Below are 8038 nucleotides of genomic sequence, written 5' to 3'. Positions count from 1 at the left end.
TCACTCGATCTTACGCGCTTACTGCGATATCCGCAGACTGGATCCGCTTCACGCCGGCCTTGGCCATGTCGGCCCAGGCCTTTGCCAGCGAGCCCTGATTGTCGATGCCGCGGCAGGCATCTTCCACGACATAGACCTCAAAGCCCGCCTTGCGCGCATCGAGCGCGGTCCAGGCAACGCAGAAGTCGGTGGCAAGACCCGCAACGAAGACGCGCTTGACCTTGCGTGACTTCAGATAGGCGGCAAGGCCGGTCGTGGTCTTGCCGTCGGCTTCGAGGAATGCCGAATAGCTGTCGACGTCCTTGTGAAAACCCTTGCGGATGATGAGCTCGGCCTGCGGGATCGAGAGATCCTTCGAGAGCGAGGCGCCATCGGTGCCCTGCACGCAATGGTCGGGCCACAGCACCTGCTTGCCGTAGGGAAGATCGATGGTCTCGAACGGCTTCTTGCCGGAATGCGCTGATGCGAACGAGACGTGGCCGGGCGTGTGCCAGTCCTGCGTCATCACCACGTTCGAGAACGCCTTCGCCATCTTGTTGATCACGGGCACGACCTGCTCGCCTTCCTTCACTGCGAGGCTGCCGCCCGGCAGGAAGCAATTCTGCACGTCGATCACGAGCAGCGCGGAAGCGTCATCAGGCTTGATGGTGGCTGCTGCGAACGTTGTCGATGGAGCGAGGCTCGCGAGCGCCGTCGTTCCCATCGCGGCCAAGATCTGTCGTCGATTAAGCATCGTCGCCTCCCCTGAAAGGATGATCTAAAGCTGATCCAAGGAAGGGAAGCCTAGTTCCGTTTGTGTACGAACGAAAGCCCGAAAATGCAGCCGGCTCTGGTGAGGACTTGGGCTGTCGGCCTCAACCTCACCGTCGTCCCGGCGAAGGCCGGGACCCATACGCCGCCGCAGCAGTTTTGCGAAGACTCGGAGTTGCCGGCTTCATCCCAAACCACTCCCTGTGGTTATGGATCCCGCCTTCGCCGGGACGACACCGAGTATGCTGGACCGCCTTCGCTAGCCTTTCAGCTGAATGCCCTACCCCTTCGGCTGGATCCCGTCGCGCACGGCGCGGAAGCGGGTGAAGGCGTCGGACCATTGGTCACGCGGGGCGCTTGCGATGATGCGCAGCGAGGTGCCGCCACCGAAGCGGATCCACTGCACCACCGTCACCGGGGTCTTGTCCTTGCCGCTGACGCCGTCGATCCGGGTCTCGAAGCCCGGCTGGCTGTTGATGCGGATCGGCTCCGACATGGTGATTCTGGTTTCGCGCAAGCCAGGGATCTGAAGCGCCGCCTCCTGGGCAAAGCGGGCGCGGTCGTCGGCGGCTTGCGGGGTGGCGCCGATCAGGCCGAGGATCATGAACGGCTTGGATTCATAGCCCGAGCTCTCGGTGCCGTCGGCGAGAATGATGCTCGAGCCCGGCACCAGCGTGCGAACGTCCTTGAAGCCGGCGAGATCGGTGACCTTGAACGGCAACAGCCCGATCTGCTCGTCAACCGACACCTCCTTGCGGATGGTGGCGGTCGCAAACATCTGCCGCACCGCCTCGTCGGTGTAGATCTTCGCGGCGTTCTCGGGGATTTGCACCGCGACATAGCCGGAGAAGCCGGTGCCCGGCACGATCATCGAATAGCGCTTCACCTGCGTGTCGCCAGCCTTGGCGCTTTCGGTGGTAAAATAGGCAAGGCCCGCCGATGTCTCGATCTTGTCCGGCTTGACACCGTTGGCCCCGGCCGGATTGGCGTTGAAGGCAGTGACGACCTCGTTATAGGCCGCCGGTGGCAGCTCGGTGATCAGGACCTTGACGCTGCCGTCTTCGCTCTCGAAGCCCGGGAAGGTCTTGGCCTTGCTGAGGCCGACCAGCGGCACCATGCCGAGGCGCAAGCCGGGCGGATAGATGGCGTCGGCGGCAAGCGTCGGAAATGCGCTTGCAAAGAGGAGCGCGAGCGCAGCGAGGGAGCGGGTCAGCTTCATGGTCACTCTGATTGGTTCACATTGAGGCCGTACGATGGTCGGCCATTGGGCCGCTTTGTCGCGCGAAGCAGCCCCTTGGCGAAGCTGTCCGGCCGGGCGCCTTTTAGCGGGTTTGGCTCGCCGGCAACAGGGCCGGGCTGCTGATGGCGGCGGGGAGGCCGGCCGATCGGCGGACCTGTTAATATTTCCTCACCCGCAAGTGCGGTTGACCCCGGATATGATCTTCCAAAACCCAATGTTTTCACGGTCCAAACTTGCGTTCGGTCCTTGCGGCCCCCTCCCCCCCTCCTATATGAGCCTCAATCATCGCAATATCGCGGATGTTTGATCTTAGGGGGTTTCGGTTCGGGTGCCTTCTGGGCCCAGCCAACCTGCCGCAAAAAGAAGGATATCGGGACCATGGGAAAGGTCATTGGGATCGACCTCGGCACCACGAATTCGTGCGTCGCCGTGATGGATGGCAAAAACGCCAAAGTTATCGAAAATTCCGAAGGCATGCGCACGACGCCTTCGATCGTCGCCGTGACGGACGACGGTGAACGCCTCGTCGGCCAGCCTGCCAAGCGCCAGGCCGTAACCAATCCGGAGCGTACGTTCTTCGCAGTGAAGCGCCTCATCGGCCGCCGCTACGACGACCCCATGGTCGAGAAGGACAAGAAGCTCGTTCCGTACAAGATCGTGAAGGCTTCCAACGGCGACGCCTGGGTCGAGGCCGACGGCCAGACCTACTCGCCCTCGCAGGTCTCGGCGTTCATCCTGCAGAAGATGAAGGAGACCGCGGAAGCCCATCTCGGTCAGAAGGTCGACCAGGCGGTCATCACCGTTCCCGCTTACTTCAACGACGCCCAGCGCCAGGCCACCAAGGACGCCGGCAAGATCGCCGGCCTTGAAGTGCTGCGCATCATCAACGAGCCGACCGCGGCTGCGCTCGCCTATGGTCTCGACAAGACCAAGGCCGGCACCATCGCCGTGTACGACCTCGGCGGCGGCACGTTCGATATTTCCATTCTCGAAATCGGCGACGGCGTGTTCGAGGTGAAGTCGACCAACGGCGACACCTTCCTCGGCGGCGAAGACTTCGACATGCGCCTCGTTGGCTACCTCGCGGACGAGTTCCAGAAGGAGCAGGGCATCAACCTGCGCAACGACAAGCTCGCGTTGCAGCGCCTGAAGGAAGCCGCTGAAAAGGCCAAGATCGAGCTGTCGTCGACGACGCAGACCGAGATCAACCTGCCCTTCATCACCGCGGACCAGACCGGCCCGAAGCATCTGACGATGAAGCTCACTCGCGCCAAGTTCGAGGCGCTGGTCGACGACCTCGTCCAGAAGACCGTCGAGCCCTGCCGCAAGGCGCTGAAGGACGCCGGCGTCACCGCCGGTGAGATCGGTGAAGTCGTGCTGGTCGGCGGCATGTCGCGCATGCCGAAGGTCCAGGAAGTCGTGAAGCAGCTGTTCGGCAAGGAGCCGCACAAGGGCGTCAACCCGGACGAAGTCGTGGCGATCGGCGCTGCGATCCAGGCCGGCGTGCTCCAGGGCGACGTCAAGGACGTGCTGCTGCTCGACGTGACCCCGCTGTCGCTGGGCATCGAGACGCTGGGCGGCGTGTTCACCCGCATCATCGACCGCAACACCACGATCCCGACCAAGAAGAGCCAGGTGTTCTCGACGGCCGAGGACAGCCAGAACGCGGTCACCATCCGCGTCTTCCAGGGCGAGCGTGAAATGGCGGCCGACAACAAGATGCTCGGCCAGTTCGACCTGATGGGCATTCCGCCGGCTCCGCGCGGCATGCCGCAGATCGAGGTGACCTTCGACATCGACGCCAATGGCATCGTCAACGTCTCGGCCAAGGACAAGGCCACCGGCAAGGAGCAGCAGATCCGCATCCAGGCCTCTGGTGGTCTGTCGGAAGCCGACATCGACAAGATGGTCAAGGACGCCGAGGCCAACGCCGCGGCCGACAAGCAGCGCCGCGAGGCTGTCGATGCTAAGAACCATGCCGACGCGCTGGTGCACTCCACCGAGAAGGCGCTGGCCGAGCACGGTTCGAAGGTCTCCGAGACCGAGCGCCGCGCCATCGAGGACGCCGTCAGCGACCTCAAGGAAGCGCTGAAGGGCAGCGACGCCGAGGCGATCAAGGCCAAGACCAACACGCTGGCCCAGGCTTCGATGAAGCTCGGCGAGGCCATGTACAAGCAGCAGGCCGAGGCCGATGCGGCCAAGGACGCTGCGAAGGACGACGTCGTCGACGCGGAATTCACCGAAGTCGACGACGACAAGAACAACAAGAAGTCCGCATAAGCCCCAAGAGGGTATGATGCGGACGGCTTGGACCCCACACGCTGAGATGGCCTCCCCCTTCAAGGGGGAGGCTTACGTGTCGGGCTCGATGGGCGGGACGCCCGTTACGATCAATCAATTCCCTAAAGCTATGATCAACGCGGCCATGCAGCCCTCTGCCGACAAGCGGAAGGGTGCCTATATCGTTGCGTGGCGACGTTGTTTCGCGCCGACTTGAAATCGCGATTGGATAGACCGAGCCCGACATGTCCACGTCCACCAAGCGCTGCTATTACGAGACCCTCGAAGTCGAACGTTCCGCCGACGAGGGCAAGCTGAAATCGTCGTTCCGCAAGCTGGCGATGAAGTTTCACCCCGACCGCAATCCCGGGGACGAGACCAGCGAAGTCAAGTTCAAGGAAATCAACGAGGCCTACGAGGTCCTCAAGGACAAGGACAAGCGCGCGGCCTATGACCGCTTCGGCCATGCTGCTTTCGAGCAGGGTGGCCCCGGTGGCGGCGCCGGCTTCGGCGCGGGTTTCGCCTCCTCCTTCTCCGACATCTTCGAAGATCTGTTCGGCATGGCCGGGCAGCGCGGCCGCGGCGGCCGCGAGCGTGGCGCCGACCTGCGCTACAACATGGAAATCACCCTCGAGGAAGCCTTTGGCGGCAAGACCGCGCAGATCGAGATTCCGGTTTCGGTGACCTGCGAGGCCTGCTCGGGCATCGGCGCCAAGGCCGGCACCAAGCCGAAGACCTGCTCGACCTGCGGCGGCGCCGGCCGCGTGCGGCAGTCGCAGGGCTTCTTCACCCTCGAGCGCACCTGCCCCGGCTGCCAGGGCCGCGGCCAGATGATCGAGGATGCCTGCCCGTCCTGCTCGGGCCAGGGCCGCGTCACCCGCGAGCGCACGCTGTCGGTCAACATTCCCCAGGGCGTCGAGGACGGCACAAGGATCAGGCTTGCCGGCGAAGGCGAGGCCGGCGTCCGCGGCGGTCCACCCGGCGACCTCTACATCTTCCTGTCGCTGGCCCAACACCAGTTCTTCCAGCGCGACGGCGCCGACCTGCATTGCCGCGTGCCGATCTCGATGGTGACAGCCGCGCTCGGCGGCGAATTCGAGGTGCCGACCATCGACAAGGCCAAGGCCAAGGTGAAGGTGCCCGCCGGAACCCAGTCCGCCCGCCGATTCCGCATTGCATCAAAGGGTATGCCAGTGCTGCGCTCGCGCCAGATGGGCGACATGTATGTCCAGGTCGTGGTCGAGACGCCGCAGAACCTCACCAAGAAGCAGCAGGAATTGCTGGCCGAGTTCGAAAAACTCTCCTCCGGCAACACCCAGCCGGAATCCGAGGGCTTCTTCGCCAAGGTCAAGGATTTCTTCGGTAATCGGGCGAACTGACGCGGCTTGACCGTATCGACTTCGGCCTATACGTCTTTATGACCATTTTCTGACACGCCGCGGTCACGCGGTCCCGTCCCGTCCGGTCCAGACATGCCATTGCCGTCGTCCGCGCGTGCGTTGAAGAAGCCCCGTCTCGATGACGAGGTGCGCTTCCTCAGATCGTGGATCGAAAAGCCCCTTCACATGGGCGCGGTGATGCCGTCGGGTAAGCTGCTCGCCCGGACCATGGCGCATTACGTCGACGTCGATTCGGATGCGCCGGTGGTCGAGCTCGGACCCGGCACGGGCGCCATCACCTCGGCGCTGGTCGAGCGTGGTGTCGATCAGAAACGCCTCGTCCTCGTCGAATACAACCCCGGCTTCTGTGCGCTTTTGCGCGACCGCTATCCGCAAGCCAAGGTGGTGCAGGGCGATGCCTATCGCCTGCGCGACACGCTCTGGAACGTGCTGAGCGCGCCGGCCAGCGCAGTGGTCTCCGGCCTCCCGCTGGTCACAAAACCGATGCTGACGCGCCTGCGGTTGATTCGCGATGCCTTTACGGCGCTCGCGCCCGGCGCGCCCTTCATTCAATTCACCTATGCGGTGGTCCCGCCGATCCCGAAATCGCTGCCCGGCGTGTCCACAGAGGCCTCGGAACGGATCTGGATGAACCTTCCGCCGGCGCGCGTCTGGGTGTATCGCAAGGACTAATTCCGCCGGCGTCTTCTTTGCGTGGCGGACTCGTTTCGCCGAACGTATGGAAGAGGATGTCAGCCCCGAAGATCCTGGTCATTCCCGGCTCGCTGCGCACTGGCTCGCACAATGCGAAGCTGGCGGCGGTCGCCGCGTATGAATTCGCCCAGGCCGGCGTCGACGTCACCCGCATCTCGCTCGCCGATTTTCCGCTGCCGATCTACGATGGCGATCTTCAGGCCAAATCTGGCGTGCCCAAGCACGCCGTCAATCTCAAGCGCATGATCGGCGCGCATCACGGCGTGCTGTTTGTCTCGCCCGAATACAACGCCTCGGTGCCGCCGCTGCTGAAGAACGCGATCGACTGGGTCAGCCGCGTGCAGGATCCGCACGAGGCGCGCGGCGAGGTCTTCCGCAACCGTGCCTTCGCGCTCGCCGGTGCCTCGCAGAGCCGCCTTGGCGCCGCTCGCGCGCTACAGGCGCTGCGACTGATTTTGACGTCGTGCCACGCCAACGTGATCGCCGACCAGTTCACGCTCGCCTTTGCCGACCAGGCCTATGACGATATGGACAGGCTCAAGAGCCAGGCCGATAGCGACGCCCTGAAGCAGATGGTGCGGCAGTTGATCGATATTTCCCAACGCATGATGTGAGGTGACATGACGCCAGCCGAAATCGCTCCGAAAGATCGCCTGATCGTTGCGCTCGATTTGCCCAGCGTCGATGCCGCGGAAGCGATGGTGAAAAGGCTCGGCGACAGCGTCACCTTCTACAAGATCGGCTATCGCCTCGCTTATGCCGGCGGCTTGCCGATGATCGCCAAGCTTGCCGACAGCGGCAAGAAGGTGTTTCTCGATCTCAAGCTGCACGACATCGGCAACACGGTGTCACAAGGCGTAGAGAGCATCACCAGGCTGGGCGCAACCTTCCTCACCGTGCATGCCTATCCGCAGACCATGAAGGGCGCCATCGAAGGACGTGGCTCTTCGAAATTGAAGCTTCTCGCCGTCACGGTGCTGACCTCCTACAATGACGAGGACTTGCGTGCAGCAGGCTTTCGGCTCGGCGTCTCCGAGCTGGTCGAAGCGCGCGCGCAGCAGGCGCAGGGGCTCGGTATCGACGGTCTCGTGTCCTCGCCCGAGGAGGCCGGTCGCTTGCGCAAGATCATCGGCCACAGCATGCACCTCATCACGCCTGGCATTCGGCCTGCGGGCTCCGCAACCGGCGACCAGAAGCGCATCATGACGCCTGGCCGCGCGATTGCCGCGGGCGCGGACTATCTCGTCGTCGGACGGCCGGTGGTGGAAGCCGCCGATCCCAGGGCGACGGCTGACGCCATTCAGGCCGAGATCGCACAAGCTCTTGCCTGACCAACAACACAGGGAGAAGAACAATGGCAAAAGGCTACTGGATCGGACGCGTCGATGTGAACAATGACGAGGGCTACAAGCCCTACGCCGCCGCCAATGGTCCAATCTTCAAGAAATGGGGCGGCCGCTTCGTCGTCCGTGGTGGCAAGTTCACCACCGCCGAGGGGGCCAGCCGCACCCGTAACGTCGTGATCGAATTCCCTGACTATCAGACCGCGATCGCCTGCTACAACTCGCCGGAATACCAGGCCAATATCAAGGTGCGCCAACCGCACTCGATCGCCGACCTCATCATCATCGAGGGCTATGACGGCCCGCAGCCGGCGGATGGCTGAGACGCGCAC

Annotated in this window: 8 protein-coding genes; 6 read left to right on the top strand and 2 right to left on the bottom strand. The window is 63.5% G+C overall.

Annotated features, from left to right (window positions below):
• Positions 1-10: 10 nt before the first annotated feature.
• Together pncA and Q0687_RS10320 are read right to left on the bottom strand one after the other, a co-directional pair.
• On the bottom strand, positions 11-733 hold the full coding sequence (gene pncA / locus Q0687_RS10325) for a bifunctional nicotinamidase/pyrazinamidase (RefSeq protein ID WP_298875552.1): 723 nt from the start codon (positions 731-733) through the stop codon (positions 11-13).
• 297 nt (positions 734-1030) lie between these two features.
• Positions 1031-1969 carry a hypothetical protein gene (locus Q0687_RS10320; protein WP_298875550.1) on the bottom strand — a complete coding sequence of 313 codons (939 nt, stop codon included), beginning with the start codon at positions 1967-1969 and terminating at the stop codon, positions 1031-1033.
• A 399-nt stretch (positions 1970-2368) separates the two neighbouring features.
• Here Q0687_RS10320 and dnaK point away from each other — a divergent pair, with 399 nt between their 5' ends.
• From dnaK to Q0687_RS10290, 6 genes are all read left to right on the top strand, one after another.
• Positions 2369-4270, top strand: coding sequence for a molecular chaperone DnaK (gene dnaK, locus Q0687_RS10315; RefSeq protein ID WP_128948839.1), 1902 nt, complete (start codon positions 2369-2371; stop codon positions 4268-4270).
• Between the two features lie 245 nt (positions 4271-4515).
• Positions 4516-5649: a molecular chaperone DnaJ gene (gene dnaJ, locus Q0687_RS10310; protein WP_298875546.1), complete on the top strand. Its 1134-nt coding sequence runs from the start codon at positions 4516-4518 to the stop codon at positions 5647-5649.
• A gap of 93 nt (positions 5650-5742) precedes the next feature.
• A complete protein-coding gene (locus Q0687_RS10305; RefSeq protein WP_298875543.1) occupies positions 5743-6342 on the top strand; it encodes an rRNA adenine N-6-methyltransferase family protein in 600 nt (199 codons plus the stop codon).
• 56 nt (positions 6343-6398) lie between these two features.
• Positions 6399-6977, top strand: a complete 579-nt coding sequence (locus Q0687_RS10300; RefSeq protein WP_298875540.1) for an NAD(P)H-dependent oxidoreductase — start codon at positions 6399-6401, stop codon at positions 6975-6977.
• Between the two features lie 6 nt (positions 6978-6983).
• On the top strand, positions 6984-7694 hold the full coding sequence (pyrF, locus tag Q0687_RS10295) for an orotidine-5'-phosphate decarboxylase (RefSeq protein WP_298875537.1): 711 nt from the start codon (positions 6984-6986) through the stop codon (positions 7692-7694).
• 23 nt (positions 7695-7717) lie between these two features.
• Positions 7718-8029, top strand: a complete 312-nt coding sequence (locus Q0687_RS10290) for a DUF1330 domain-containing protein (RefSeq protein WP_298875535.1) — start codon at positions 7718-7720, stop codon at positions 8027-8029.
• Positions 8030-8038: the final 9 nt, after the last annotated feature.

Origin of the sequence: uncultured Bradyrhizobium sp. (genome assembly GCF_936928535.1) — a bacterium.
In the GTDB taxonomy this organism is placed as follows: Bacteria; Pseudomonadota; Alphaproteobacteria; order Rhizobiales; family Xanthobacteraceae; genus Bradyrhizobium.
The sequence above is the reverse complement of the archived record's forward strand: the minus strand, read 5'-3'. Positions and strand labels throughout refer to the sequence as shown.

Bases quoted from the DNA above. Each gene is read 5' to 3' on its own strand.
- pncA (WP_298875552.1), bottom strand. From the start codon at position 733: ATGCTTAATCGACGACAGATCTTGGCCGCGATGGGAACGACGGCGCTC.
- Q0687_RS10320 (WP_298875550.1), bottom strand. From the start codon at position 1,969: ATGAAGCTGACCCGCTCCCTCGCTGCGCTCGCGCTCCTCTTTGCAAGC.
- dnaK (WP_128948839.1), top strand. From the start codon at position 2,369: ATGGGAAAGGTCATTGGGATCGACCTCGGCACCACGAATTCGTGCGTC.
- dnaJ (WP_298875546.1), top strand. From the start codon at position 4,516: ATGTCCACGTCCACCAAGCGCTGCTATTACGAGACCCTCGAAGTCGAA.
- Q0687_RS10305 (WP_298875543.1), top strand. From the start codon at position 5,743: ATGCCATTGCCGTCGTCCGCGCGTGCGTTGAAGAAGCCCCGTCTCGAT.
- Q0687_RS10300 (WP_298875540.1), top strand. From the start codon at position 6,399: ATGTCAGCCCCGAAGATCCTGGTCATTCCCGGCTCGCTGCGCACTGGC.
- pyrF (WP_298875537.1), top strand. From the start codon at position 6,984: ATGACGCCAGCCGAAATCGCTCCGAAAGATCGCCTGATCGTTGCGCTC.
- Q0687_RS10290 (WP_298875535.1), top strand. From the start codon at position 7,718: ATGGCAAAAGGCTACTGGATCGGACGCGTCGATGTGAACAATGACGAG.